The organism is Clostridium saccharobutylicum DSM 13864, assembly GCF_000473995.1.
Lineage (GTDB): Bacteria > Bacillota > Clostridia > Clostridiales > Clostridiaceae > Clostridium > Clostridium saccharobutylicum.
Map to the genome: position 1 here is coordinate 522,558 of NC_022571.1, position 24,833 is coordinate 547,390.

General features: G+C 29.9%; 26 protein-coding genes and 1 tRNA gene. 26 read left to right on the forward strand and 1 reads right to left on the reverse strand.

Annotated features, from left to right (window positions below; all coding sequences use genetic code 11):
- Positions 1 to 18 precede the first annotated feature (18 nt).
- The 24 genes from prmC to mreB all read left to right on the forward strand — a co-directional run bounded on the left by prmC (position 19) and on the right by mreB (position 23,419).
- On the forward strand, positions 19 to 1,782 hold the full coding sequence (gene prmC / locus CLSA_RS02435) for a peptide chain release factor N(5)-glutamine methyltransferase (protein ID WP_022743811.1): 1,764 nt from the start codon (positions 19 to 21) through the stop codon (positions 1,780 to 1,782).
- A 57-nt stretch (positions 1,783 to 1,839) separates the two neighbouring features.
- On the forward strand, positions 1,840 to 2,925 hold the full coding sequence (prfA, locus tag CLSA_RS02440) for a peptide chain release factor 1 (protein ID WP_022743812.1): 1,086 nt from the start codon (positions 1,840 to 1,842) through the stop codon (positions 2,923 to 2,925).
- A 68-nt stretch (positions 2,926 to 2,993) separates the two neighbouring features.
- Complete coding sequence (locus CLSA_RS02445; protein ID WP_022743813.1) at positions 2,994 to 3,581, forward strand: hypothetical protein; 588 nt, start codon at positions 2,994 to 2,996, stop codon at positions 3,579 to 3,581.
- 20 nt (positions 3,582 to 3,601) lie between these two features.
- Positions 3,602 to 4,651: an L-threonylcarbamoyladenylate synthase gene (locus CLSA_RS02450; protein ID WP_022743814.1), complete on the forward strand. Its 1,050-nt coding sequence runs from the start codon at positions 3,602 to 3,604 to the stop codon at positions 4,649 to 4,651.
- Positions 4,652 to 4,671: 20 nt separating this feature from the next.
- On the forward strand, positions 4,672 to 5,121 hold the full coding sequence (gene rpiB, locus CLSA_RS02455; protein ID WP_022743815.1) for a ribose 5-phosphate isomerase B: 450 nt from the start codon (positions 4,672 to 4,674) through the stop codon (positions 5,119 to 5,121).
- A 209-nt stretch (positions 5,122 to 5,330) separates the two neighbouring features.
- Positions 5,331 to 5,960, forward strand: coding sequence for a uracil phosphoribosyltransferase (upp, locus tag CLSA_RS02460; RefSeq protein WP_022743816.1), 630 nt, complete (start codon positions 5,331 to 5,333; stop codon positions 5,958 to 5,960).
- 140 nt (positions 5,961 to 6,100) lie between these two features.
- Positions 6,101 to 6,595, forward strand: coding sequence for a deaminase (locus tag CLSA_RS02465; RefSeq protein WP_022743817.1), 495 nt, complete (start codon positions 6,101 to 6,103; stop codon positions 6,593 to 6,595).
- 73 nt (positions 6,596 to 6,668) lie between these two features.
- The gene (wecB, locus tag CLSA_RS02470; RefSeq protein WP_022743818.1) at positions 6,669 to 7,820 is read left to right on the forward strand and encodes a non-hydrolyzing UDP-N-acetylglucosamine 2-epimerase; all 1,152 of its coding nucleotides are present in this window, start codon (positions 6,669 to 6,671) and stop codon (positions 7,818 to 7,820) included.
- Between the two features lie 505 nt (positions 7,821 to 8,325).
- The gene (locus tag CLSA_RS02475) at positions 8,326 to 9,507 is read left to right on the forward strand and encodes an acetyl-CoA C-acetyltransferase (RefSeq protein WP_022743819.1); all 1,182 of its coding nucleotides are present in this window, start codon (positions 8,326 to 8,328) and stop codon (positions 9,505 to 9,507) included.
- A gap of 817 nt (positions 9,508 to 10,324) precedes the next feature.
- The gene (locus tag CLSA_RS02480; protein ID WP_041716028.1) at positions 10,325 to 10,687 is read left to right on the forward strand and encodes a hypothetical protein; all 363 of its coding nucleotides are present in this window, start codon (positions 10,325 to 10,327) and stop codon (positions 10,685 to 10,687) included.
- Between the two features lie 2 nt (positions 10,688 to 10,689).
- Complete coding sequence (locus CLSA_RS02485; protein WP_041716030.1) at positions 10,690 to 11,373, forward strand: F0F1 ATP synthase subunit A; 684 nt, start codon at positions 10,690 to 10,692, stop codon at positions 11,371 to 11,373.
- 43 nt (positions 11,374 to 11,416) lie between these two features.
- Positions 11,417 to 11,632: an ATP synthase F0 subunit C gene (atpE, locus tag CLSA_RS02490; RefSeq protein ID WP_022743821.1), complete on the forward strand. Its 216-nt coding sequence runs from the start codon at positions 11,417 to 11,419 to the stop codon at positions 11,630 to 11,632.
- A gap of 64 nt (positions 11,633 to 11,696) precedes the next feature.
- Positions 11,697 to 12,176, forward strand: coding sequence for a F0F1 ATP synthase subunit B (locus CLSA_RS02495; protein WP_022743822.1), 480 nt, complete (start codon positions 11,697 to 11,699; stop codon positions 12,174 to 12,176).
- Between the two features lie 2 nt (positions 12,177 to 12,178).
- Positions 12,179 to 12,718: a F0F1 ATP synthase subunit delta gene (locus CLSA_RS02500; protein ID WP_022743823.1), complete on the forward strand. Its 540-nt coding sequence runs from the start codon at positions 12,179 to 12,181 to the stop codon at positions 12,716 to 12,718.
- A gap of 10 nt (positions 12,719 to 12,728) precedes the next feature.
- On the forward strand, positions 12,729 to 14,243 hold the full coding sequence (gene atpA / locus CLSA_RS02505; protein ID WP_022743824.1) for a F0F1 ATP synthase subunit alpha: 1,515 nt from the start codon (positions 12,729 to 12,731) through the stop codon (positions 14,241 to 14,243).
- A 40-nt stretch (positions 14,244 to 14,283) separates the two neighbouring features.
- Positions 14,284 to 15,135 carry an ATP synthase F1 subunit gamma gene (atpG, locus tag CLSA_RS02510; RefSeq protein WP_022743825.1) on the forward strand — a complete coding sequence of 284 codons (852 nt, stop codon included), beginning with the start codon at positions 14,284 to 14,286 and terminating at the stop codon, positions 15,133 to 15,135.
- 14 nt (positions 15,136 to 15,149) lie between these two features.
- Entirely contained in the window at positions 15,150 to 16,541 is a 1,392-nt protein-coding gene (atpD, locus tag CLSA_RS02515) for a F0F1 ATP synthase subunit beta (protein ID WP_022743826.1), read from the forward strand.
- 14 nt (positions 16,542 to 16,555) lie between these two features.
- On the forward strand, positions 16,556 to 16,960 hold the full coding sequence (gene atpC, locus CLSA_RS02520) for an ATP synthase F1 subunit epsilon (RefSeq protein WP_022743827.1): 405 nt from the start codon (positions 16,556 to 16,558) through the stop codon (positions 16,958 to 16,960).
- Between the two features lie 376 nt (positions 16,961 to 17,336).
- Complete coding sequence (locus CLSA_RS02525) at positions 17,337 to 17,984, forward strand: hypothetical protein (RefSeq protein WP_041716032.1); 648 nt, start codon at positions 17,337 to 17,339, stop codon at positions 17,982 to 17,984.
- 173 nt (positions 17,985 to 18,157) lie between these two features.
- Positions 18,158 to 19,420, forward strand: coding sequence for a UDP-N-acetylglucosamine 1-carboxyvinyltransferase (gene murA / locus CLSA_RS02530; protein WP_022743829.1), 1,263 nt, complete (start codon positions 18,158 to 18,160; stop codon positions 19,418 to 19,420).
- A 328-nt stretch (positions 19,421 to 19,748) separates the two neighbouring features.
- Positions 19,749 to 20,789, forward strand: a complete 1,041-nt coding sequence (gene spoIID / locus CLSA_RS02535) for a stage II sporulation protein D (RefSeq protein WP_022743830.1) — start codon at positions 19,749 to 19,751, stop codon at positions 20,787 to 20,789.
- Between the two features lie 388 nt (positions 20,790 to 21,177).
- Positions 21,178 to 21,930: a M23 family metallopeptidase gene (locus CLSA_RS02540; RefSeq protein ID WP_022743831.1), complete on the forward strand. Its 753-nt coding sequence runs from the start codon at positions 21,178 to 21,180 to the stop codon at positions 21,928 to 21,930.
- A 121-nt stretch (positions 21,931 to 22,051) separates the two neighbouring features.
- A complete protein-coding gene (gene spoIIID / locus CLSA_RS02545; protein ID WP_002582280.1) occupies positions 22,052 to 22,306 on the forward strand; it encodes a sporulation transcriptional regulator SpoIIID in 255 nt (84 codons plus the stop codon).
- A gap of 78 nt (positions 22,307 to 22,384) precedes the next feature.
- Entirely contained in the window at positions 22,385 to 23,419 is a 1,035-nt protein-coding gene (gene mreB, locus CLSA_RS02550; RefSeq protein ID WP_022743832.1) for a rod shape-determining protein, read from the forward strand.
- 118 nt (positions 23,420 to 23,537) lie between these two features.
- Here the strand turns inward: mreB and yyaC are convergent, their stop codons facing one another.
- Complete coding sequence (gene yyaC, locus CLSA_RS02555; RefSeq protein ID WP_022743833.1) at positions 23,538 to 24,077, reverse strand: spore protease YyaC; 540 nt, start codon at positions 24,075 to 24,077, stop codon at positions 23,538 to 23,540.
- Positions 24,078 to 24,175: 98 nt separating this feature from the next.
- Between yyaC and CLSA_RS02560 the strand changes: the two genes are divergently transcribed.
- Both CLSA_RS02560 and CLSA_RS02565 read left to right on the forward strand, forming a co-directional pair.
- A complete protein-coding gene (locus CLSA_RS02560) occupies positions 24,176 to 24,586 on the forward strand; it encodes a hypothetical protein (protein ID WP_022743834.1) in 411 nt (136 codons plus the stop codon).
- Positions 24,587 to 24,740: 154 nt separating this feature from the next.
- Positions 24,741 to 24,825 (forward strand) — tRNA-Tyr (locus tag CLSA_RS02565).
- The last annotated feature ends 8 nt before the right edge of the window (positions 24,826 to 24,833 follow it).

A 24,833-nucleotide genomic window follows, 5' to 3' on the forward strand; every position in this document is an offset into this window, starting at 1 on the left:
GAGTGGGTGAGTTGAAGAATGAAGAGAAGTAATGTTGGAGGTCAAGCTGTTATAGAAGGTGTTATGATGAGAGGTAGTAAGAGCTTGGCTACAGCAGTTAGAACTCCAACAGGAAATATAGAGATAGATTTAAAAGATAATACACCTATAACAAAAAAACATAAGATATTAAATATACCTTTTCTTAGAGGTTTTTTTGTTCTTATAGAATCCATGAAAGTAGGCATGGAGTCGTTAAATTATTCGGCTTCATTTTTAGAGGATGAGGTTGAAGAACCTTCAAAATTTGAAAAATGGCTTGATAAAAAATTAGGGAAAAGAGCTAATGATGTAATAATGGGTACTACAATGTTTGGCTCATTTATTTTTGCAATTGGCCTTTTTGTATTATTGCCTACAGGAATAGCATCGATTTTTAAAGGTATCAATACATCTAATGTGGCTTTAAATTTAATAGAAGCATGTATAAGAATAGTAATTCTTCTATTATATATGTTTTTAATAAGTAAGATGAAAGATATTTATAGAGTATTTCAATATCATGGAGCTGAACATAAAACTATATTCTGTTATGAAGCTATGAAAGAATTAACAGTTGAAAATGTAAAAAAACAATCTAGATTACATCCTAGATGTGGAACAAATTTTTTGTTTTTAATAATGTTTGTTAGTATAATAATTTTTTCTTTTACTGGCTGGGGTGGAATAGTTGAAAGATTGATACTAAGAATAGTTCTAATACCTGTAGTTACAGGCATTAGCTATGAATTGATAAAATGGCTTGGGAAAAATGAAGGGGGAATTGCTAGAATGGTAGCATATCCAGGTTTAAAGCTGCAATTATTAACAACAAAGGAACCAGATGATGCTCAAATAGAAGTTGCTATTGCAGCATTAAAGGCAGCAGAAGGTATTAAAGATCCAAATAAGACAATTGAGGAATTAATAAATACAGGTACAATGACATTAAAGGATAAAGGTATTGATACGGCAAGATTAGATGCTGAATTGTTACTTGGAAATGTAATTAAAAAGAATAGAATATATTTAATTACGAATAAAGAAGAAGAAGTAACTAAAGAAAAAGCAGATAAGTATTTTGATTTAATTGAAAAACGTAGAAACAAAATGCCAGTTAAATATATTTTGAATGAATGTGAATTTATGGGAATAGATTTTTATGTTGAAGAAGGTGTATTAATTCCAAGAGGCGATACAGAGATACTGGTTAATGAAGTTCTTAAAAATATAGAAGAAGATGAAGAAAAGAAGGTTTGTGACTTGTGTTGTGGTTCTGGTGCTATTGGCATATCGTTAGCTCATCTTAGAAAAAATATAAAAGTGGATTTGATTGATTATTATCCTATTCCACAGAAAGTTACTAAAATTAATATAGAAAAGAACAATGTGGTAGATAGAACTTCATTTATAAAAAGTGATTTATTAAATGAAGCAATAGAAAATGAAAGAAAATATGATATTATAGTTTCTAATCCTCCTTATATAGAGGAAGAGGAAATAAATAATCTTATGGATGATGTTAAAAAATATGAACCTCATACGGCTTTAAATGGTGGAATTGATGGTTTGAATTTTTATAGAAAGATAGTTGAACAAAGTAAAAAAGTATTAAATGATAATGGAATATTAGCATTTGAAATAGGCTATAATCAAGGTGAGGCAGTAAGCTTATTAATGAAAGAAAACAATTTTAAAGATGTTAAAGTAATTAAGGATTTTGCAAGTCTTGATAGAGTTGTTATTGGTCAGTTGATTGATTAAATATAAAAAAATATGATATAATATAGAAATGCGAAAAATAAAGTACGGAGTGATTAGATGTTATTATTAGATAAATTAGAGTTTATAGAAAATAAATATGACGAATTATCAGTTAAAATTAGTGATCCATCTATTATGCAAAATCAAAATGAATGGAGAAAGCTTTGTAAAGAACATGCTGATCTTGAAGTTATAGTAAATAGTTACAGAGAATATAAAAAAGTAACTGAAGACTTACAAGCTAATAAGGAAATGCTAAGTGGTGAAAGTGACAAAGAAATGAGAGAAATGCTAAATGAAGAAATTTCTGACCTTACTAGCAGAGAGCAAGAATTAGAAAATGAAATACAAGTTTTATTATTACCTAAAGATCCTAATGATGAAAAGAACGTGTTTGTTGAAATAAGAGGTGGTGCTGGTGGTGAAGAAGCGGCGCTATTTGCATATAATTTGTTTAGAATGTATACAAGATATGCAGAAACTCAAAGATGGGCTGTTGAGATCATGAGTTTAAATGAAACAGATCTTGGTGGGTTCAAAGAAGTTGTATTTATGATTAAAGGTCATGGTGCATATTCAAAGTTAAAATATGAAAGTGGAGTACATAGAGTTCAAAGAGTTCCAGATACTGAATCTAGTGGAAGAATCCATACATCAACTGCTACTGTAGCAGTACTTCCAGAAGTTGATGATGTTGAAATAGAAATTGCGGATAAAGATATTAGAATAGATGTATTTAGAGCTTCAGGAAATGGAGGACAATGTGTTAATACTACAGATTCAGCTGTTAGAATTACGCATTTACCAACTGGACTTGTAGTTTCATGTCAAGATGAAAAATCACAATTGAAAAATAAAGAAAAAGCTATGAAAGTCTTAAAATCTAGACTTTATGAAGCAGCAGAAAAAGAAAGAGCTGATGGAATAGCAGAGGATAGAAAGAGCCAGGTTGGTACTGGTGATAGAAGTGAAAGAATAAGAACTTATAATTATCCACAAGGAAGAGTTACTGATCATAGAATTGGATTAACTTTATATAAATTAGAAACATTCTTAAGTGGTGACATCGATGAAATGATAAATGCATTAATTACAGCAGACCAAGCTGAGAAGATGAAGCAAATGGGAAACACACAAATGTAATAATTACTCAGAAAGCCTTGCATAAAATATGTAGGGCTTTCTTTCAAGAGTAATTAGGAGGAATGAGCATGGATATATATACGGCTGTAAAAAAAGAAAAAAAACATTTTAAAACATTCTTAGTCACTATGTTTATTATTTCAATCATTCTTCCTGTTGCATTAATATTAACAGGATTAACAAATGCATTTTATATAGGATATTTAATCTTTGTAGAATTTCTAATAGTTATAGCTGTTATAATTAGATTTAATTCATATAGTGTCGAGTATAGGTGCATGAATAATAAGTTAATATTTAAAACAGGTATTTTCACTAGGGAATATTTAATTATATGTGATAGAGTTGTTTTGGTACATACCAATAAATCAGATTATGATTTAGAAATTGTAATTATTACAAATGTAGCTTTTAAAAATAAGGCTTTAAGGAAAGTAGAGAGTGATTTTCTAAAGAGATATCCACAAGTTAACAAAGAATTTAAAAGAATTAAACAATTGAATCCTGAAAAAAATTATTATTTTCAACTTATAAGAATAGGCGGATTAAAAAAATATTTATTACTAGATTGCATATATAAGAACTGTGTTAAAGCTATATATACTGATGACAGTATACAGAACATAAAAATAGCAAGGGGGCAGACTATAGTCTAGTAAGAAAGAAGGTAAAATCTTTGAAGACAAAAGTTAGTGAAATTAAAAGTGTTAAAGAAGATGAAGAGAAAATAAGGGAAGCAGCACAAATTATAAAAAATGGTGGACTTGTAGTTTTTCCAACAGAAACAGTTTATGGCTTAGGTGCAGATGCACTTAATAGTAAAGCTGTAGAAAAAATATTTAGCGCAAAGGGCAGACCACAAGATAATCCATTGATAATTCATGTTGCTTCAAAAAATATTGAATCATATGTTGAAGAAATTCCTGAAGTAGCTAATAAACTTATTGAAAAGTTTTGGCCAGGACCACTTACAATAATTTTGAAGAAGAAAGATATAGTTCCTAATGTCACTAGTGCAAATTTAAATTCAATTGGTGTTAGAATGCCAGATAATGAAATAGCTAGAAGGTTGATAGAGTTATCAAATACAACTATTGCAGCACCATCTGCTAATATAAGTGGAAGACCAAGTCCAACAGATTTACAAAGATGTATAGAGGATTTAGACGGCAAAGTAGACTGTATATTAGGTGGACCTCAAAGTGATGTAGGAGTTGAATCGACTATAGTAGACTGCACTGTAGAGCCAGCACTAGTTTTACGACCAGGTGGAATTACATTAGAGATGCTAAAAGAAATAGATTCAAAAATTGAAATAGATAAAGCAATAATGCAGAAACCAAGTGAAAATTTAAAACCAAAGGCACCTGGAATGAAATATAGACATTATGCTCCAAAAGCTAAAGTGACAATAATTTCTGGTGAGAGAAAAAAAACTATTGAAAAAGTAAAAGACATGGTAAACTATAATATAGAAAAAGGTAAAAAAGTATGCATACTTACTGTTGAAGAAAATGAAAAAGAATATACTGAAGGAATTAAAATTGTTTTGGGAAGTATATCTAATTTATCGACGGTTGCTAAGAATTTGTTTGAAGCTTTAAGAAAATGTGATGATTTAGGTGCAGACTTAATTTTAGCAGAAGGCTATGAACAAAAAGGTGTAGGGGTAGCTATTATGAATAGATTAAATAAAGCTGCTGGTTTTGATATTATTGAAGTATAACTTAGGGAGGATGATTTATAATGAAAATTGCAATTGGATGCGACCATGGTGGATTCGAATTAAAAAATGAAATTATTAAATTCTTACAAAGTGAAAAATATGAAGTAAAGGATTTTGGAACATATTCAACAGATTCTTGTGACTATCCTGATATTGCATTTCCGGTAGCAGAAGCAGTAGCACAAAAAGAATTTGAATTTGGCATATTAATATGCGGTACTGGAATAGGAATTGGCATAGCTGCAAATAAAGTTCCAGGAATTAGAGCAGCTTTGTGTTCAGATACTTTTAGTGCACATGCAACAAGAGAACATAATAATGCAAATATATTAACTATGGGACAAAGAGTTGTTGGAACAGGTCTTGCATTAGATATTGTAAATACTTTCTTATCATCTAAATTTGAAGGCGATAGACATCAAAAGAGAATAGATAAAATATCTGAAATTGAAAAGAAGTATAGTAAATAAAATTAAAGTATGTACTATTAATTTAAATTGTAATATATATGATGAGGATTTTTTATAATTTAAAGTTAAAACTAGCAATTACAATAAAAAATATATTTTGATTAATTTTATATAATATATTAATGTAACTGAATAAATAACTTAATTATGAAAATTCCTCGTATATAATAAAAAATAAAAGATAATATAAGTTTTGGAGGAATAATGAAATGAGTAAAGTAACAGAAATAAATCACCCGCTAATATTACATAAACTTGCATTTTTAAGAAATGAGAAAACAGGTTCAAAGGATTTTAGAAAATTAGTTGAAGAAATTTCTATGTTAATGGCTTATGAAGTAACTAGAGACTTAAGTATGGAAGAAGTAGAAGTAAAAACTCCAGTTGCTGTAACTAAGTGTAAAATGCTTGCAGGTAAGAAGATCGCTGTAGTACCTATATTAAGAGCTGGACTTGGAATGGTAGATGGTGTACTTAATTTAATTCCAGCAGCAAAAGTTGGTCATATTGGGCTATACAGAGATGAGAAAACACTTCAACCAGTAGAATATTTCTGTAAATTACCACAAGATATCGCAGAAAGAGACATAATAGTTGTAGATCCAATGCTTGCAACAGGGGGATCGTCTATAGATGCATTAACAATGCTTAAAAATAGAGGAGCTAAGAGTTTAAAGTTAATGTGCTTAGTAGGAGCTCCAGAAGGAATAGAAGCTATACAAAAAGCTCATCCAGATGTTGATATTTATTTAGCTTCAATAGATGAAAAGTTAAATGAAGACGGATATATAGTACCAGGACTTGGTGATGCTGGGGATAGATTATTTGGGACTAAATAATCTGATGCAAGAATAAATGATGAATAATGAATGATGAAATCTCCTTTGGAGATTTCTTGAATTATATATTTTCTTAGGAATTATGAAGTGATTTCAACCTCAAATCATTAATTATTCATCAATTAATGTGGAGTGTAAAAATGGAGAGACGTGATAAACATAATTATTATTTAGATATTGCTGAAACAGTTTTAGAAAGAGGAACTTGTTTAAGAAGAAATTATGGATCAATAATAGTTAAGAATGATGAAATTATTTCAACAGGATATACAGGAGCACCTAGAGGAAGAAAAAATTGTATAGATTTAAATACTTGTATAAGAGAAAAACTTCAAGTACCAAGAGGTACACATTATGAACTTTGCAGGAGTGTACATAGTGAAGCTAATGCTATTATTAGTGCTTCGAGAAGGGATATGATTGGTGCAACTTTATATCTAGTAGGTAAAGATGCAAAAAGTAAGGAATATGTTAGGGATGCTAATTCATGTTCTATGTGTAAAAGATTGGTGATTAATTCGGGAATATCAAATGTAATCATAAGAGATTCGAAGGAAGAGTTTAGAGAAATACAAGTAGAATCATGGATAGAAGATGATGATTCTTTGCAAATAACAAAAGATTTTGGGTATTAAACTAGGATTTTAAATTTAACTTTTATTAGACTTTGTTATTAATCTATAATAGCTTAAATTAGGAGGAAATAAATTGAGTAAGAAGAAAATTATTACCATTTTTGGGACCAGACCAGAAGCTATAAAAATGGCACCTTTAGTTAAGGAGCTAGAAAGAAGAGAAGAAATTGAATCAAAAGTCTGTGTAACAGCTCAGCACAGAGAGATGTTAGATCAAGTTTTAGAATTATTTGATATAACACCAGACTTTGATTTAAATATAATGAAAACAAAACAAACTTTAACAGGTATTACTAATAAAGTTCTAGAAGGCTTAGAAGAAGTATTTAAAGAAGAAAAACCAGATATGATATTAGTTCACGGAGATACTACAACTACGTTTGCAGGTGCGTTAGCTGCATTCTATCAACAAATTAGAGTTGGCCATGTGGAAGCAGGACTTAGAACTTTTAATAAATATTTTCCTTTTCCAGAAGAAATGAATAGAAAATTAACTGGTGGGTTAGCAGATTTACATTTTGCTCCAACTAAGGGCTCAAAAGAAAACCTTTTGAGAGAAGGAATTAATGAAAATGATATATATATTACAGGAAATACTGTAATTGATGCCATGAAACATACTGTTGAAGAAAATTACGTTTTTGAAAATGATGAACTGAATAAGATTGACTTTAGCAAAAAGGTAATAATGATTACTGCTCATAGAAGAGAAAATTGGGGCGAAGGGATAGAAAATATTTGCAAAGCTCTAAATATTATAGTTGAACAAAATAAAGATGTAGAATTAGTATATTTAGTGCATTTAAATCCTGTTGTTAAGGATGTTGTATTTGAGAGACTTGGTGAAAAGGAAAGAATTCATTTATTATCACCATTGGATACTAAGGAAACTCATAATTTAATGAATAAATCATATATGATAATGACAGATTCAGGTGGTCTTCAAGAAGAAGCACCTCATTTAGGAAAACCAGTACTAGTATTAAGAGATGTTACTGAAAGACCAGAAGCTGTTGAAGCGGGTACTGTTAAATTAGTTGGTACTGATGTAGAAAAAATAGTAAATGAGGCTAATGAACTGTTAAGAAACGAAAATGCTTATAATAAAATGAGCAAGGCTATAAATCCATATGGAGATGGAATAGCATCAAAGAGAATAGCAGATGTTATATTAAATTATTTTGATTTATCATCAAGAACTATAGAAGAATTTAAAACTATCTAGAACTTATTGGAATAATAATACTCTTTTGTTTCGGTTTCTAAGAAATTTTGATGGATGATTCTAAAGAATAGAAGTTGTACCCAAAATTCTAGCTTCAAAGTCAAGCTTTGAACTAGCAGATTTGGAACAACTTCTATTCTAAGAAACATAGCCATCAAAATTCCTTAGAAACACTTCACAAAAGAGTATTATTATTTCTAGTAAAGATGTAAATTTAAGTTTAGTAAGTATGTATATCTATTCTAATTATTTATAAGATTAGTTTTTAGAGGTAATATTTATAGTAAAATAGTTCCCTTTCTTTCGGTTGGTTACATAATAAGTCTAAATACTAAGTTGTTTATCTATAAAGATAAAGATAAATTATGTTAAAAATTAATTGGAAACTTTGTTTAATATTTAACAATTTTCTCTTGATAAAATAACTAGAAGTGGTTATAATTAAAGTATGTTAAGGATTTAACGAATTAATATATTTATTATAAAATTTTAGGAGGTCAAATAAATGAGAGATGTAGTTATTGTAAGTGCAGTAAGAACAGCATTAGGAAGTTTTGGTGGAGCATTAAAAACAGTTCCAGCAGTAGACTTAGGAGCTTTAGTAATTAAAGAAGCTGTAAACAGAGCCGGAGTTAAACCAGAAGTAGTTGAAGAAGTTATCATGGGTAATGTAATTCAAGCAGGTCTTGGTCAAAACACTGCAAGACAAGCAGCAGTTAAATCAGGATTACCAGTTGAAGTTCCAGCTATGACAATAAATAAAGTTTGCGGATCAGGTTTAAGAGCAGTTAGTTTAGCAGCTCAAATGATTAAAGCTGGAGATGCTGACGTTGTTGTTGCAGGTGGTATGGAAAACATGTCAGCTGCTCCATATGCATTAGATAAGGCAAGATGGGGACAAAGAATGGGCGACGGTAAATTAGTTGACACAATGATAAAAGATGGATTATGGGATGCATTCAATAACTACCATATGGGAGTTACAGCTGAAAATATAGCTAAAGAATGGGGATTAACTAGAGAAGAACAAGATGAATTTTCAGCAGCATCACAACAAAAAGCTGAAGCAGCAATTAAATCAGGAAGATTTAAAGATGAAATAGTACCAGTTGTTATCCCTCAAAGAAAAGGGGAACCAAAGGTATTTGATACAGATGAATTCCCAAGATTCGGAACAACTGTAGAAACTTTAGCTAAATTAAAACCAGCATTTATAAAAGATGGTACAGTAACTGCAGGTAATGCTTCAGGAATTAATGATGGGGCAGCAGCATTTGTTGTAATGAGTGCAGAAAAAGCTCAACAACTAGGACTTAAGCCATTAGCTAAAATTCTTTCTTATGGATCAAGGGGATTAGATCCAGCTATAATGGGATACGGACCATTCCATGCAACTAAGAAAGCTTTAGAAGCAGCTAACCTAACTGTTGAAGATTTAGATTTAATCGAAGCTAATGAAGCTTTTGCAGCTCAAAGTTTAGCTGTTGCTAAAGATTTAAAATTCGATATGTCAAAAGTAAACGTAAATGGTGGAGCAATTGCTTTGGGTCATCCAGTAGGAGCATCAGGAGCAAGAATCTTAGTTACTCTTCTTCATGAAATGGAAAAGAGAGATGCTAAAAAGGGATTAGCAACACTTTGTATAGGTGGAGGAATGGGAACTGCACTTGTAGTTGAAAGAGTTTAATAGAAGTTAATATGCCTTTTTAAAGTGCTATCTTGAAGTAGTAAAAAAATTCTATTTCAAGATAGCTTCTTTTTATAAAAAGCGATTTAGAGTTTATGTATTATGGCATAGACAAATTGTATGATAAAATTTAAAATAATACATATTTTTATAGTTAAGTAAAAAAGTAAAATATATAATGCAAGATTAAGGCTTTTTATGAATTTAAGAAAACGATTTAGCTTTAGAAAAGGATAAGATTATTTAGATATTAATAAAATATAATATAGAATTAATGAAAAAGTGTTTTTGTTAATAACATTAAACCGGAGTGTAAGTACAGCAATCTTTGATTTGTATTATAAAATCAAGGAATACTGAGAATACTTTTATATGTATAGTCAGTATAAAAGTTATTAATTATGTACAGTAATGGATTATTTTATAAAAAATATTGAATTACGAACAATTTTTGTATTCATCAGTATAAAAAAGATTACAATACAAAAAATAGTATTAAAAAATAAAAAACGTTATTTTTCACCAAATTTCGTGATAATTTTAGCTTAGCATAGCAAATGTCATAATAAAAAGTTCAATAAAAATAGGATAAAGTCTGTTCTTGTTGCTGAATATTCTGAAAAATGCATGTTTAAATTTTTAAAATTTCATTATTTAAGAAAATTAGAGAAAAACTGTGAAATTGCTAAGTATTTTATAGAATGTGTAAGATAAAATTGATATAAGAACAAAATGAGCATATTTTACTATAAAATGCTGTTTTATTAAAGATAAATATAAAGATATAATTATTTTTATTGAGGGAAGGGGGTTATATATGAAAAAAGAGATGAATAAACTACTTCTTCAAATGGTAAAATATGATTTAGGAAGTGGATTATTGATATCTTTGATGATAATATTAATTTCCACCTTCATAAATGCAGGAATCTATATGGCTGGCATGTGTGCATCATTAATAAATTTCTTGATAAGTGGGTATGTAGTTAGAAATTGTCTTACAAAAAGTAGGGCATGGATTATTCTGGTAACATATTTTTTAAGAATGGGATTCATAATTCTAACAATATTGCCTTTTGTAAAAAATATCCAATATATGATTTGTTATATGCTTGGATTTTGTTCACATTATGTTCTGCTAATAGGATTAAATATAATGAGAAGGAAAGGAAGTGTTTAAAATTGGAGATTACGCCTATACCTATATGGTCGCCTGAAATTTTTGGCTATACAATAGACATTACAGCAGGTATAATAATCCAATGGGCTGTTATTGTAATTTTAGGTATAGCTGCTTATGCATTAACAAGAAATCTAAAGTTAAAACCAACTAAAACCCAAGCTGCTGTAGAGAATGTATATCAAACCGTAAGAGATTTCATAGTTGGCACTATGGGTGAAGAGTATGAATCATTTGTACCATATATAGGAACATTAATGATTTATCTGTTGGCTCTTAACTGGACTGGTGTGCTAGGTTTGAAACCACCTACATATGATGTTAGTGTAACAGCGTCATTTGCATTAGTTACATTTTTTGTTGTAAATATAAATGCAATTAGAAAAAATGGAATTCTTGGTTATGGAAAAGCATTTTTTCATCCGTTTTGGCCTATGTTACCACTTAACTTATTAGAAAGAGTGCTATTACCAGTAACATTAGCACTTAGACTTTTTGGTAATATGTGTGCAGCTGTAGTATTGGTAGAAATAGTTTATAACTTGTTAGGATCAATATCAATTATTGCAGAATTAGGATTACCAATTATAGTGCATGGTTATTTTGATTTATTTGATGGAGTACTTCAAATGATAGTATTTGCAATGTTAACTATGATTAATATTAAAAATATCGCAGAAGAGTAAAGTTAAAAAACAAATTTTTATAAAGAATTAAGGAGGAACTATAATGAGTTTTGGAATTTTAGCAGCAGGTATAGCTGTATTATCTGGTATTGGAGCAGGAGCAGGTATTGGTATAGCTGCAGGAAAGGCAATTGAAGCAGTGGCAAGACAACCAGAAGCACAACCAAGAATAATGACATTTTTCCTTTTAGGTGCAGCACTGGCAGAAACAACTGCAATCTATGGATTAGTAATGGCATTTATAGTAATGGGTAAATAATAGCTAAATATGAGTTCGTATGAGTTAATTGTATTGACTCCGAAGGGAGGATATAGATAAAGTTATGGAAGTTAGATTGTCAACATTAATAATGACTTGGATCAATTTTGCCATTATAATTTTACTTTTAAGACATTTCTTTTGGAATAAACTAAAAGGAATAATTGAAGAAAGACAAAATCTTATAAATCAAAAGATATCTAAAGCAGACGAAGATGCTGAAAAAGCCAGAATGTATTTAGTTAAAAATGAACAAATCTTGCAATCAGCTAAAGAAGAAGGTAAGAAAATTACTGAAAGACAAAAGGAAAAAGGCGATAAACTTTATGATGAAATTGTTAGTAACGCTAAAGCAGAAGCAAGTTCATTAAAAGAAAGAGCTAGCTTAGAAATCGAAAGAGAAAAACAAAAAGCAGAATTTGAGATTAAAAAGCAAGCTATAGATTTAGCTGTAGAACTTTCAGTTAAAGCTTTAAGTCAAAAGATAGATGAAGAAACACATAGAAAACTTATCGGTGATTTCATTGCTAAGGTAGGTATGTAATTATGTATGAATATTTAGATAGACGATATGCTTTAGCGCTTTATGAAATGGCTGAAAAACGAGATAAAGTTGATGAATATTTAAAAGACTTAAGAGAAATTTGTGATTTGATACAAAATAATCAAGAGTTTTTTGAAGTAATCAAACACCCTCAAATTAATACAAAGAAAAAGAAAGAACTTTTTGTTCAAGTATTTAAGGGTAAAATTGATGAAGAATTATTATCTTTTTTAATTCTTTTAATTGAGAAGAGTAGAATACTTAATTTAGCAGAAATATTATACCAGATGGAAAATATTGATCTGGAAAGAAAAAATACTGTTAGAGGTGTAGTTAAAACTGCTGTATCAATTTTACCAGAAGAATTAGAAAAATTAAAAAATATTTTTGAAAAGAAGTATGATAAAAATATTATATTCAGTACTGAAGTAGATGAAAGCATTTTAGGCGGAGTTTACGTAAAAATTGGAAATGATGTTATTGATGATACTGTTAAGTCAAAAGTAGAAGAAATGAAAGAGTTAATGCTTAAGAAAGAATAGAGGTGAATCCATGAATATTAAACCAGAAGAAATAACTTCTATTATCAAAAAAGAAATAGAAAAATACGAAAAACAAATTAAAACAGTAGATTCTGGTACTATAATCCAAGTTGGAGATGGTGTTTCAAGAATTTATGGATTGGATAATTGTATAGCAGGGGAATTATTAGAGTTCCCTAATGATGTATATGGAATGGCTTTAAACCTTGAACAAGATAATGTAGGTTGCGTTCTTTTAGGATCTGAAGAAGGAATAAAAGAAGGAGACATAGTTAAAGGAACAGGTAAAGTTGTTGAAGTGCCAGTTGGAGACGGTATGATTGGTAGAGTTGTTAATGCATTAGGATTACCAATCGATGGTAAAGGACCAATACATACAACTGAAACTAGAGCTGTTGAAATTCCAGCTCCTAGCATAATAGACAGAAGTTCAGTTAACGAACCATTACAAACAGGAATTAAAGCTATCGATTCAATGATTCCAATCGGTAAGGGACAAAGAGAACTTATCATAGGAGATAGACAAACAGGTAAAACAGCGATAGGTATAGATACTATAATAAACCAAAAGGGTAAAGATGTTATCTGTATATATGTAGCTATAGGTCAAAAACAATCTACAGTTGCTCACATAGTGAATACTTTCACTGAAATGGGTGCTATGGATTATAGCATCGTAGTTAGTGCTACAGCAGCAGATTCAGCACCATTACAATATCTTGCACCATATGCTGGATGTACTATTGGTGAACATTTCATGAATCAAGGAAAGGACGTATTGATTATATACGATGATCTTTCTAAACATGCGGTAGCTTATAGAGCTATGTCATTATTACTTAAGAGACCACCAGGCAGAGAAGCTTATCCAGGAGATGTTTTCTATATTCATTCAAGATTACTTGAAAGAGCAGCTAAATTATCTAAAGAATTAGGCGGCGGATCATTAACAGCTCTTCCTATTATAGAAACACAAGCTGGAGACGTTACAGCTTACATACCAACAAACGTTATATCTATTACAGATGGTCAAATATTCTTAGAATCAGAGTTATTCTATGCAGGACAAAGACCAGCCGTAAATGCAGGTATATCAGTATCCAGAGTTGGTGGTAGTGCACAAATTAAAGCTATGAAGCAAGTAAGTGGTACATTAAGACTAGAACTTGCACAATATAGAGAACTTGAAGCTTTCACTCAATTCGGATCTGACCTAGATAGTGACTCTACTAGAAGACTTGAAAAAGGTAAGAGACTAGTTGAAATATTAAAGCAAGATCAATACAAACCAATGGAAGTAGGAAAGCAAATTGCAATATTATATGCTGCAGTTAATGATTTCTTATCAGACATTAAGGTTAGTGATATAAAGAAATTCGAAAAAGAATTCTTAGAATATATGGATACTCACTATAGAGAAGTTGAGAAAACAATTATTACAGGAAAAACTCTAACAGATGAAGTTAAGACTATGTTAGAAAAAGCAATAGTTGAATTCAAAAAGATATTTTTACAAGAAGCATAGCTTAATTTTAAGCTATGCCCTTCTTTAGGAGGTGGAAATCATGGGCGCAGCTGGACTTCTTGATATAAAAAAGAGAATTAAGTCAGTAGAGAATACAAGAAAAATTACAAATTCCATGGGACTTGTTGCCACTTCTAAGTTAAGAAAGTCTAAAAACGAATTATTAGTAAATAATAAGTTTATTGAATCAACAGAACCTATTATGAGAAAGCTTGCAGCATCTGGTTCTGAAACTGGTAAAAATATTTATTTTGATGGAAATAACAGTCAAAGTAAATTATATGTAGTCATAACATCAGAAACAGGATTGTGTGGCGGATTCAATGGTGGTGTAGTATCTTACTTAGAAACTTTAATTGGAGATAAGAAAAAAGAGGCAAAAGTTATCGTAGTAGGAAACAGAGGAATTGGTTATATTAAAAGAGCTAAACTTCAAACTGTAGCTGAATATGTAGATATTGCAGATATACCTACAGTAAAAGATTCAAATACTATATTTGAAAAAGCGCTTGAAATGTATATCAATGAAGAAGTTTCTGAAGTTAATGTTGTATATTCTGATTTCATATCAACAGTTAAACAAGAACCAAAAGCAGTTAAAATTTTACCAATCGAAAAAATTGAAGGTGAATCAAGTTCATGTCTTGTTGAACCTAATTCAGAAATAGCATTAAGAGATGCTCTTAACGTTTATTTAAAAGGGAAAATAAGAGGTATTTTGTTAAGCTCAAAATGTAGTGAACAAAGTTCTAGAATGACTGCAATGGACGGAGCTACAAAGAATGCAAATGATTTGTTAGCTAGTTTAAATCTTAAATATAATAGAATTAGACAAGGAATTATAACACAAGAAATAAGTGAAATTGTTGGAGGAGCAGAAGCTCAAAAATAGTAAGGAGGTATCTTATGCCTGGAAAGATGGGAAAAGTAGTTCAAGTAATTGGACCGGTAATAGATATAAAGTTCGATTCAGATTCTCTTCCAAATTTATATAGTGCAATCACTATTAATATGGGAGATCGTGAATTAGTAGCAGAAGTTGAACAACACGTTGGTGATGATATAGTTAGAACAATTGCCATGGAAGCTACAGAAGGCTTAAAAAGAGGAATGGATGCTGTTAATACAGGAAAGCCTATTTCTGTTCCTGTAGGTGAAGAAGTATTAGGTAGATTATTTAATGTTTTAGGTAAGCCTATTGATAAATGTGGAGATATTGATATAAAACAAGAATATCCAATTCATAGACCAGCACCTAGCTTTAAAGATCAATCAGTTGAACCAGAAATGTTCGAAACAGGAATTAAGGTTGTAGATTTACTTGCTCCATATCAAAGAGGGGGTAAGATAGGTCTATTTGGAGGAGCTGGAGTTGGTAAAACAGTTCTAATCCAAGAATTAATAAATAACATAGCTAAACAACATGGTGGTTTATCAGTATTTACTGGAGTTGGTGAAAGATCAAGAGAAGGTAACGACTTATACCACGAAATGAAAGATTCAGGAGTTATAGATAAGACTGCATTGGTATTTGGACAAATGAATGAGCCACCAGGTGCCAGAATGAGAGTTGCATTAACAGGATTAACTATGGCAGAATACTTCAGAGATAAGGGTCAAGACGTGTTACTATTCATAGATAACATATTCAGATATACTCAAGCAGGATCTGAGGTTTCAGCGTTACTTGGAAGAACACCTTCAGCCGTTGGATACCAACCAACACTTGCAACTGAAATGGGTGCTTTACAAGAAAGAATTACATCAACAGTTAATGGTTCTATCACATCAGTTCAAGCAGTATATGTTCCTGCGGATGATTTAACAGACCCAGCACCAGCAACAACATTCTCACATCTAGATGCAACAACAGTATTATCAAGAAGCATAGCTGAACTTGGTATATATCCTGCGGTTGACCCACTAGAATCTACGTCAAGAATATTAGATCCTAGACTAGTTGGTGAAGAACATTATAAAGTAGCTTCAGATGTTAAACATATTCTTGAAAAGTATAGACAATTACAAGATATCATAGCTATTTTAGGTGTAGATGAATTAGGTGATGAAGATAAGGCTGTTGTAGCTAGAGCAAGAAGAATACAAAGATTCTTATCACAACCATTTGCAGTTGGTGAACAATTTACTGGATTAAAAGGAAAATATGTTCCTATAAAAGAAACTATAAGAGGATTTAGAGAAATCCTTGAAGGTAAGTATGATGAATTACCAGAATCAGCATTCTTATTTGCTGGATCTATAGATGATGTTATAGAAAAAGCAAAAACTTTAGGATAAGGGGATGAGCAATAATGGCTAATACCTTTTTACTAAAAATTATTACTCCAGGTCATGATGTTTATAATGGAGAAGTTGAAGAGTTAATTTTAAAAAATGCTGATGGTCTAGTAACTATATTGGCGAACCATGCAAAATTAATAACAAGTACAGTTCCTTCAATTGTAAAATTCAAAGATGCTCAAGGAAATGTTAATGATTTATTCATTTCTACAGCTATTGTTAATGTATCAGATAATGAAGTGACAATAAGCAGTGATGCAGCTGAATTTGCAAAGGATATTGATTTTGAAAGAGCTGAAGAAGCTAGGGGAAGAGCCGAAGGTAGATTAAAAGACATTGATAAGTATGATAAAAAAAGAGCACAACTTGCATTAATCAGAGCGACTGAAAGATTAAGATTAAAAAAAAGTAGATAAAGATGTCTATAAATTAAAGTGTGATATTCTTATAAACGGATTAGATCCAATTATAAGAATATTGCACTTTATTTTTTATTCTAAATATTGACAATCTATCACAAAATATTAATAAATTTATATATTATAGTATAAAGACAAAATCAAAAAAATAATAGAAACAGTATGTTGGTTTATTTCACGTCATACTGTGTCACCAAATTCAGCTAATAGATACACATTATGAGCTGAATTTAACTTCTTGCTTGGCAAGAAATATGTATCACATCTTTAATCTATTATTTTTTTGCTTATGATTAAAGTTAACTTATAAGTAGAATAGAAAATGGAATATGTGACCATAATTAAGAGAGATGAAGCTAAGGGGGTATTATCTATGAAGATAAAACTTTGTATGTTAATTATGTTATTATTATCTTTTTTAAATATGGGTGCTATTTCTAATATTCAAATGACAAAAAATTCATTTGATGGTTTAGAAACTATTGCTATGGGAGAAAGTGAATTTAAAGAAAATGGAGTAAAACTTCAATATAAAACAAAAAATACTATTGATAAAGAATTCGATAGGGTAAAGATGTATTTAGATAATAATATTAGTGTTGATTACAAGCAATGTTCTAAAAATGAGATAGATTGTTTCAATGATAATTTTGATATCAACATAAAGTTATGGTCTGATAGTATATATACCTATAATGAAATTACATTAATAAATAAAAATTCTAAATATAAAACAATAGATTTAAAAAATATATTAACAAAAATGGAGAATAAAAATTTAGAAGATGTTCAGTATTTTCTTTATTATGAAGGTGAGATAAAAGAAGTTAACAACAGAGAATTGATAGGTAAAATAATAGATCAAACTAATATACAAAAAGCTAATATATTAGATATTAACAATGGTTGCACTGGAACAGGGTATTTAAATAATGGAGATAAAGTTAATTTTGCTTTAACTAATTATAATACCGGTTCGTATGTTATTATTGGTACACCAATAATATTTGCAACATACTAAGTCACATTCAAAAATAGCAAGTTATCATGTTATTTTATTTTGCATTGAATTGAATTGGCATATTTCAACTAAACAGTTGGTTAAATGGGAATATGCATTCTTATTTAATGCAAAATATATAGCAGCTTTGTTTGTTGTTTTATGTGTCTAACAATTCAAATATGGAGGATAATATGGAGAAAATAATAGTTAAAGGTGTAAATCAACTTAGAGGCGAAGTTAATATAAGTTCAGCAAAAAATTCTATTTTACCTATAATTGCAGCAACTATATTATGTCCAGAACGTGTTGTCATAAATAATGCACCTATGTTAGAAGATGTTGAGGTAATATGTAAGTTATTAAACGAATTAAATTGTGATGTTAATATTTCAAGTATCAACAATAAATTAACAATAGATACAAAGAATATAACATCAATGGATCCTGATGCACAACTCATTAGAAAAATGAGAGCATCATTCTTAATTATGGGACCGATGATCTCTAGATTTGGATATTGTAAACTTTCTTTACCTGGTGGTTGTAATATAGGTAGCAGACCAATAGACTTACACTTAAAAGGTTTTAAGCTATTAGGGGCTGACATTATGATTGGGCATGGTTTTGTGGAAGTAAAAGCAAAAAAACTAATAGGAAATACAATATATCTTGATTTTCCATCAGTTGGAGCAACAGAGAATATTATTATGGCATCAGTATTAGCAGAAGGGACAACAATAATAGAAAATGCAGCAGAAGAACCAGAAATATGGGATTTAGCACAATTCTTAAATAAAATGGGTGCTGATATAGAAGGTGCAGGGCTTGGAAAAATAACAATACATGGAGTTAAATCGTTAAAGGGAATAAGCTATACGCCTATATATGATAGGATAGAGGCAGGAACATTTATGATAGGAGCAGCTATTACAAATGGTAAGATAAAAATTAATGGAGTAAATGAAGAACATCTAAGACCTGTAATAGAGAAGTTAAAGGAATGTGGTGTTGTTTTTAGTGATTATAAAAATAATTCAATAATAGTAGATGGAACAGGAGAGAAGAAACCAGTTGATATAAAAACTCTTCCATATCCAGGATTTCCAACAGATATGCAAGCTCAAATGATGAGTTTGTTATCAATTGTGGATGGTGTTAGCGTAATTACAGAAACTGTTTTTGAAAATAGATTTATGCATGTTGCAGAGCTTCAAAGGATGGGCGCAAATATAAAGATTGATGGAAGAACTGCTATAATTGAAGGAGTTCCAAAATTAACAGGATGTCAAGTAAAAGCAACAGATTTAAGAGCAGGTGCAGCAATGATATTAAGTGGATTAATAGCTGAGGGTCAAACAGAAATAGGTGATATTTATCATATTGATAGAGGATACGTTCAAATTGAGAAGAAATTTAGGAATTTAGGTGCAGATATCTATAGAATAGATAGTTAGCATTATGAATGAAAATAATAAATTGAATGTTACTAAAAGCAGCAATCTAAAAATATAATTTATTTATGTTTTTAGATTGCTGCTTTTAGTATATATTTGTATAAATATCACTAAGAAGGGGGTATAAATTTTCTATTCTGGATTATTGATTTTATGATTAAGTATATATGTTAAAAAATAATTTATATCAAAATGAGTGGCAGCAACTTAATTTTATGGAAAAATTAAAATTTCAATATATTCATTAATTTATGATGGTTAACATAAGCATCATAATAATCCAAATAAAACATATAATTTATAGTGCAAGCTTTAGGAGGAGGAAATAATGAAAATAGTTAATCGAATTGGCAAGAATATGAGATTATTAATAATAATGACTTTAATTATTTTTGCTGTACTAATAATTTTACCTCTAATTATTTTAAAAGGTAGTGGATTTAGTATTAGCAAATTCAATTTAGATAACAAAAATTTAGTGAAAAATTCACAAATAACTTTTCCGGTTAATGGTAAGGTTAAATTATACCATAAAAAGGATAACTCAGTTGAAGAGTTAGATTTGGAAGATTATATAATGGGGGTTGTATCAAGTGAAGTTCCAGCAAATTTTGAGGAAGAAGCTTTAAAGGCTCAAGCTGTAGCAGCTAGAACATTCTATATGAACAAGAGAAATCAACCTTGTAATTATGCAAAAGAAAAAGGTGCAGAAATTTGCGATACAACTCATTGTCAAGTTTATATGAGTAAGGAAGAAAGAATGAAAAGCTGGAGCAGTAGTGAAGCAAAAAGTGATTGGGAAAAAATTGAGAGGGCTGTTGAAGAAACAAAAGGACAAGTATTAACTTATAATGGACAAGTGCTCGAATATCCACAATTTTTCGCTATTAGTTCTGGAAAAACAGAGGATGCTAAGGACGTATTTTCTGTTGATGTACCATATCTTAAATCAGAAGAAAGTAAAGGTGAAGAGATAGCGCCTAAATATAAAACATCTGTACAGATTGCTACAAATGATTTTGTTAATAAAATTAATAACAAATATTCAAAAGCAAATATAAGTAAAAGTAATTTAGCGTCTTATATTAAAATAAAAAGCTATACTGAAGCTGGAAGTGTAAAAGAAATTCAAATAGGAAATGAAGTTATAAAGGGAACAGAATTTAGAGAATTATTGGGATTAAATTCAACAAATTTCACCTTGGATTTTGGAACCAATGCAGTAACTGTAAATTGTAAGGGGTATGGTCATGACGTAGGAATGAGTCAATGGGGAGCTAATGTAATGGCGAAAAATGGGGCTAAGTATGATGAAATCCTAAAACATTATTATGTTGGAGTTGAAATTACTCAAATAAAATATGAGTAAATTATTTGAAGTTTATAATTATGTGGCAATCAACTGAAATCAAATATGCTTTTATTCTACAGGAATATGAAAGTTCGTGGAAGTTTTTTAATGAGAGGTTGTTTCATTAATGCATGTTCTTTAGTTTTTTAAGAACATACATTAATGCAATAGCCTCTTTTTAACATTTTTATTTAAATAACTATTAATAACATGAAATTAAAAACATAGTTTCATGTCTTTTCCATGTCTAGAAAATTATAAAATGGACATAATCTAAAATAATAGTATTTTTATATGTTGCAAGTACTATTGGAAAAAAATAATATAAATGAAAAATATTATATAAAAATTAATTTTATGTATTATTTTTCACAAAAAGGAAACAATAAGAAAAGGAGGTGTTCATATGGACAAAAATTTAAAAAACAAATTGAAAGAACTATTTAGCAAAAAAGGATTTTATATTGCTTTATTTCTTTGCCTTTGTGTAATAGTTGCGGTTGGAACTATTTCTTATAAGAAGCTTAGCAATAAGAATGAAGTTAGTAATTCAGAGGATATAAACAAAGAAATAACAATGAATGTTGACGACAATCAAAAAACAGCTACAAACGAAATGCCTAATGCTGAAAGAGCACAAAATGATGCAGATACAAGCAAACAAAGTTCTGAAAAAAATAAGACTGACAATAGTAAAACACAAAAATCTACTACAGTAGCTACAACAAATAATGTGAAATTTTTAAACCCAGTAGATGGAGTTGAAAGCAGAACTTATACTTACCCTAAGCCAGTTAAAGTAGAAGACAATGTTTTTAGAACTATTAGAGGGGTAAATGTAGAAGCTAAAATAGGAACTGATGTTAAGGCAGCTGCTGATGGAGTAGTAGATTTAGTTGAAAATTCAGGAGTTGAAGAAGGCGTAGTTGTAGAAATAAAACATGCTAATGGCTTGAAAACAAGATATGGAAATCTTGATGCTAATGTATCAGTAAAGCAAGGAGATAAAGTTACTTCAAATCAGGTAATTGGTAAAGTTGGGAATACTGCAAAAGTGTTTAGTCAAGATGTATTTGGCCAATTTTTGAATTTACAAGTAATCGATGCTAATGGTCAACAAGTTAATCCAGAAAAATATTTTACTTTAAAAGCAAAATAAAACATATTTCAAAATTAGTATTAATCAGTTGTTTTTATTTGAAAATAGCTGATTAATACTAATAAATAATCGAGAAAAATACAGATTATATATTGATAACTAAAATTATGGAGATGATATTATGAAAGATTATATTGAGGAAAGAGTATTGGATGTCGCCAAATATATTATAGAGTCAAAGGCAACAATAAGAAAGACAGCAAAGGTTTTTGGAGTTAGTAAGAGTACAATTCATAAGGATATGACAGAGAGACTTCCAAAGATAAATCCTGAAATTGCAGAAGAAACTCATTCAATATTAGAATTGAATAAAGCTGAAAGACATATTAGAGGTGGAAAAGCCACTCAGATGAAGTATAAAGCTATTGAATCTTAATTGGATTAAGTCTATAATATAGTATTAGTAGAATTATGTAAACAAAGGCATTAATATGTATTATAGGAGTGAATAAAAATGGGTTTTTGGAGAACAGGGACAGACCTTGCGATTGACCTCGGAACAGCGACGGTACTAGTTTATGTTAAAGGTAAAGGGGTAATATTAAAAGAACCTTCTGTTGTAGCTATAAATAAAAATAACAATAATCTATTAGCTATAGGTGAAGAAGCGCGAAAAATGATAGGTAGGACCCCAGGAAACATAGTTGCAGTTCGACCATTAAGAGACGGTGTAATTTCAGATTATGATATAACACAAAAAATGCTAAAAGAATTCATAAAAAAAGCTTGTGGTAAGAGAAATATTACAGCGCCTAAGGTAATTGTATGCGTTCCTTCTCAAGCTACAGAAGTTGAAAAAAGAGCAGTTATAGATGCAGCCATGAACTCAGGAGCTAAAACAGTTCACTTAATAGAAGAACCGTTAGCAGCAGCTATTGGAGCAGGGCTTGATATAACTAAACCAAATGGATGTATGGTAGTTGATATTGGCGGCGGTACTTGCGATATTGCTGTTATTTCATTAGGTGGAGTTGTAGAAAGAGAATCAATAAAAGTAGCCGGAGATAAATTTGATGATGCTATAATAAAATATGTGAGAAATCAATATAAACTAATGATAGGTGAAAAGACTGCAGAAGATTTAAAAATAAATATTGGTTCTGCGTTTAAAAATTCAAGAAATTTAGCAGCAATCATGAAAGGTAGAAACCTGATAACTGGATTACCTGATGAAGTGGAGATTACTACAGAAGAAATAAGAAATGCAATAAAGGAACCTGTTGAAAATATAGTAGAGACTGTAAAGAGAGTGTTAGAGAAAACACCACCTGAATTAGCAGCAGATATAGTTGAAAAAGGAATTCTAATGACAGGTGGCGGTGCATTATTGCATGGATTAGATAAACTTATACAGTTTAGAACAGGTGTAGAGACTTATGTTGCTGAAGATTCTGTAGAATGCGTTGCAAAAGGAACTGGTGCTGTGCTTAACTATATAGATAAATTAGATAGTGATATAAATTCACAACAAATAGTTTTAATCGAGTAAAACAAAATGACTGTTTCAAAATAAATTTTAGATATAATAAATCTATTGTTTAAAATATAAAACAATAAATTTATTGTACTAATTTTGTATTTTGAAGCAGTCTTTTTAAATTAGAACGTTAAATCATTGGAAATTCTCCAAGATTTAAATTATAAGCCTCTATTAATAATCTAGTTATTGTTTTAGCCATATTCATAATAAAAGAAAGTCTGATGCTCCTTGAAAAAAAGAATTCAGAATTATCGCTAGAATCAACAATTCCTATTACTGATGCTATACCAACTTCAGGAAGTTCCTTTCCAACTCCTTTACCTGGATGTATTGCGTAATCCCTTATTCTTATTTTTCCAATATCATCTTCATTGCCCAAGCAAGCGTCAACACCAATTATAGAGGCATTAGGGTGCTTGGAATAGATTTCATTCAGACGTTCATCTATATTTAAAGCATGAATCGGATAAGATAAAGTTCCGTATACTGGTAAAGGGAAAAAGTTTTCAGTTAATAGAGAACCAACCAAGGGACCAAGACAATCTCCAATACATTTATCAGTTCCGATACAGACAATTATAGTATCTTGGCTAATATAATTTTTAATTTTTAGAGCTAAATTATAAGAGGAAAGATTAGAATCATTGTTAATATCTGATTTTATCAAAGGACATACCTCCTTATATAAAATATATATGATGATTAAAGAGAGGATAGTATAAAAAAATATTAAATGGAAATAAATACTATTAAAGGAGGGGAAATATGAAAAAAGTTTTTATATGTATAGTATTAATGGTTGCACTGCTGTTAAATGTTTATTTGATATTTTATTGGTATCCAGAAGAAAAAAACTCAAATAAAGAGGAGATTAGTAAAGAAACGGTAAATTATACACAATCTATATATAAAGTGGATAAGAATGATATATTAAAACAGTTACAGATAGAAGATAAGAAGAATTTCGAATCAATATTGGGAAAATTATCTGCTTTTGATTTAGGAAAAATAAAAGAATATATTCAAGATTCAGATGAACAAAAGGGAATAAAAAATATTTTTGTGCTTTTAAAGAAGAGACTTACAAATGAGGATTATGAAAAAATAAAGGAAATATCATCTAAGTTTCTTGATATGGATGCAGTTGATCAGTTGTTAAAAAATAATTATGTTTAGTAGTGTAAAAGAAAGAATGTTAAAGAAAAGTAGAGAATATACAAAATAAATTAGATATATTAAGGAATAGCGGAGTTGAAATAAAAGTCTTTTGAATATATACTAATCCTTGTCGATTGGTTCTGAAAAACAACGACAAAGAAAAACAAAATATGGAGGAATTCCCGAGTGGCCAAAGGGGGCAGACTGTAAATCTGTTACGTTTCGTTTCGATGGTTCGAATCCATCTTCCTCCACCAATTTATAA

Excerpts from the sequence above, each read along its gene's own strand:
- spoIIID (WP_002582280.1), top strand. The coding sequence starts at position 22,052 with ATGAAAGATTATATTGAGGAAAGAGTATTGGATGTCGCCAAATATATT.
- upp (WP_022743816.1), top strand. The coding sequence starts at position 5,331 with ATGAGTAAAGTAACAGAAATAAATCACCCGCTAATATTACATAAACTT.
- CLSA_RS02480 (WP_041716028.1), top strand. The coding sequence starts at position 10,325 with ATGAAAAAAGAGATGAATAAACTACTTCTTCAAATGGTAAAATATGAT.
- spoIID (WP_022743830.1), top strand. The coding sequence starts at position 19,749 with ATGAAAATAGTTAATCGAATTGGCAAGAATATGAGATTATTAATAATA.
- CLSA_RS02465 (WP_022743817.1), top strand. The coding sequence starts at position 6,101 with ATGGAGAGACGTGATAAACATAATTATTATTTAGATATTGCTGAAACA.
- CLSA_RS02525 (WP_041716032.1), top strand. The coding sequence starts at position 17,337 with ATGAAGATAAAACTTTGTATGTTAATTATGTTATTATTATCTTTTTTA.
- CLSA_RS02500 (WP_022743823.1), top strand. The coding sequence starts at position 12,179 with ATGTATGAATATTTAGATAGACGATATGCTTTAGCGCTTTATGAAATG.
- atpD (WP_022743826.1), top strand. The coding sequence starts at position 15,150 with ATGCCTGGAAAGATGGGAAAAGTAGTTCAAGTAATTGGACCGGTAATA.
- murA (WP_022743829.1), top strand. The coding sequence starts at position 18,158 with ATGGAGAAAATAATAGTTAAAGGTGTAAATCAACTTAGAGGCGAAGTT.
- prmC (WP_022743811.1), top strand. The coding sequence starts at position 19 with ATGAAGAGAAGTAATGTTGGAGGTCAAGCTGTTATAGAAGGTGTTATG.
- rpiB (WP_022743815.1), top strand. The coding sequence starts at position 4,672 with ATGAAAATTGCAATTGGATGCGACCATGGTGGATTCGAATTAAAAAAT.
- CLSA_RS02540 (WP_022743831.1), top strand. The coding sequence starts at position 21,178 with ATGGACAAAAATTTAAAAAACAAATTGAAAGAACTATTTAGCAAAAAA.
- CLSA_RS02475 (WP_022743819.1), top strand. The coding sequence starts at position 8,326 with ATGAGAGATGTAGTTATTGTAAGTGCAGTAAGAACAGCATTAGGAAGT.
- CLSA_RS02445 (WP_022743813.1), top strand. The coding sequence starts at position 2,994 with ATGGATATATATACGGCTGTAAAAAAAGAAAAAAAACATTTTAAAACA.
- atpC (WP_022743827.1), top strand. The coding sequence starts at position 16,556 with ATGGCTAATACCTTTTTACTAAAAATTATTACTCCAGGTCATGATGTT.
- mreB (WP_022743832.1), top strand. The coding sequence starts at position 22,385 with ATGGGTTTTTGGAGAACAGGGACAGACCTTGCGATTGACCTCGGAACA.
- prfA (WP_022743812.1), top strand. The coding sequence starts at position 1,840 with ATGTTATTATTAGATAAATTAGAGTTTATAGAAAATAAATATGACGAA.
- atpG (WP_022743825.1), top strand. The coding sequence starts at position 14,284 with ATGGGCGCAGCTGGACTTCTTGATATAAAAAAGAGAATTAAGTCAGTA.
- atpA (WP_022743824.1), top strand. The coding sequence starts at position 12,729 with ATGAATATTAAACCAGAAGAAATAACTTCTATTATCAAAAAAGAAATA.
- CLSA_RS02495 (WP_022743822.1), top strand. The coding sequence starts at position 11,697 with ATGGAAGTTAGATTGTCAACATTAATAATGACTTGGATCAATTTTGCC.
- atpE (WP_022743821.1), top strand. The coding sequence starts at position 11,417 with ATGAGTTTTGGAATTTTAGCAGCAGGTATAGCTGTATTATCTGGTATT.
- CLSA_RS02560 (WP_022743834.1), top strand. The coding sequence starts at position 24,176 with ATGAAAAAAGTTTTTATATGTATAGTATTAATGGTTGCACTGCTGTTA.